The sequence below is a fragment of the Prevotella sp. AGR2160 genome, from assembly GCF_000424185.1.
Taxonomy (GTDB): Bacteria; Bacteroidota; Bacteroidia; order Bacteroidales; family Bacteroidaceae; genus Prevotella.
Genome location: NZ_AUJK01000048.1, coordinates 1 through 1,257, shown reverse-complemented (window position 1 = coordinate 1,257; position 1,257 = coordinate 1). Strand labels below are relative to the sequence as shown.

Genomic DNA, 1,257 nt, shown 5'->3' with positions numbered 1-1,257 from the left:
TGTCCCACCTCTTCCCATTCCGAACAGAGAAGTTAAGCCCGCTTGCGCCGATGGTACTGCAATGCAATGCGGGAGAGTAGGTAGCTGCCCTCTTTATTTTTATCAAGAAATGCTTGGAAATGTTAAGTTTCCAGGCATTTTTTTGTTTTATCCAATTTTTTTTCGTACCTTTGCAATATAAGTATTCAGAAGGATAACTTTTTGCTCTCCTTCTCTAGATAAGTTTAACGGAACTGAGGCAGGCTTTCTGTTCTTTCTCTTGGGAGGCTGCCGCGGCAATAGCTGTTGTTGTTTTGCAGTATTGTCAGGCTCCATAAAAGATATGTTATGAAGAGAATAGTAAGAATTGTATTAATAGCGTTATTCGGGTTCACATTTTATGCCTCTCCGGCTTACTGCTTTTCTGCCGGTGAGACGGAGTCCACGACACAGTCGGCGGATTCCGATTCTACTTTTGACTGGGACAGTGTCATGGATGCTATCATCCAGGTAGAGAGTGGAGGAAACAGCAGGGCTAAGTCAGGTCAGTCTGTTGGTGCGATGCAGATCACACCCGTTCTCGTGAGAGAGGTGAATCGAATCCTGAAGTCCAGAAAGAGCAAGAAGCGTTACCGCCTGTCGGATCGGTTGAGTGTCATCAAGTCGAAAGAGATGTTCAAGATCTTGCAGTCGTTCTATAATCCCCTCAATAATATTGAGAAGGCGATACGATCATGGAATGGCGGTATGAATTTCAGTAATAAGCGCACGCAGCGCTATTATGAGCGTGTGATGAGCTTCTTGAAGTAAAGAAACCGATTTAACTGTTAAATTTCTGTTAAATAACTTACTTTCTGCGTCTCATATTTGGTTATATGCGAAAAAAGTAGTACCTTTGCAATCGCAAATCAGAAATGAGGCGCAGAAACAATAAACATCGCGGAGTGGAGCAGTTGGTAGCTCGCCAGGCTCATAACCTGGAGGTCGCACGTTCGAATCCTGCCTCCGCAACTATAAACGCTCGAAGTCGTTGTCGAATGATTCCAGGCGTTTTTTTTATTTCTAATCATTACAAACCATTTATTTTTTTTTGAACTTCCCGCTTGCACGGGCAAGGCATAGTTTAAAAAATAAGACCGAGATTTTTTTGAAGAAGAAAACCGGGAAAAACATAGGAAAAACCGGCCCAAGGGGGATTGTCCGTGGCGGACGGATGCCGCTGCCTAACCAAAGAACTTGATATGATAGCGTGCTAAAACTATTTTTTTTGCTTACCTT

At 43.2% G+C, this 1,257-nt stretch carries 2 protein-coding genes, 1 tRNA gene and 1 rRNA gene; 3 read left to right on the top strand and 1 reads right to left on the bottom strand.

Annotation, left to right across the window (positions count from 1 at the left end; genetic code table 11):
- From rrf to G604_RS0112650, 3 genes are all read left to right on the top strand, one after another.
- A 5S ribosomal RNA gene (gene rrf / locus G604_RS14895) occupies window positions 1–93 on the top strand; the annotation flags it as partial.
- Window positions 94–327: 234 nt separating this feature from the next.
- Window positions 328–789 carry a lytic transglycosylase domain-containing protein gene (locus G604_RS0112655; RefSeq protein ID WP_028910862.1) on the top strand — a complete coding sequence of 154 codons (462 nt, stop codon included), beginning with the start codon at window positions 328–330 and terminating at the stop codon, window positions 787–789.
- A 128-nt stretch (window positions 790–917) separates the two neighbouring features.
- A tRNA-Met gene (locus G604_RS0112650) sits at window positions 918–990 on the top strand.
- Between the two features lie 69 nt (window positions 991–1,059).
- Here the strand turns inward: G604_RS0112650 and G604_RS15615 are convergent.
- Window positions 1,060–1,257: hypothetical protein (locus G604_RS15615; RefSeq protein WP_036905868.1), on the bottom strand; the 198-nt coding region annotated here is incomplete at its 5' end.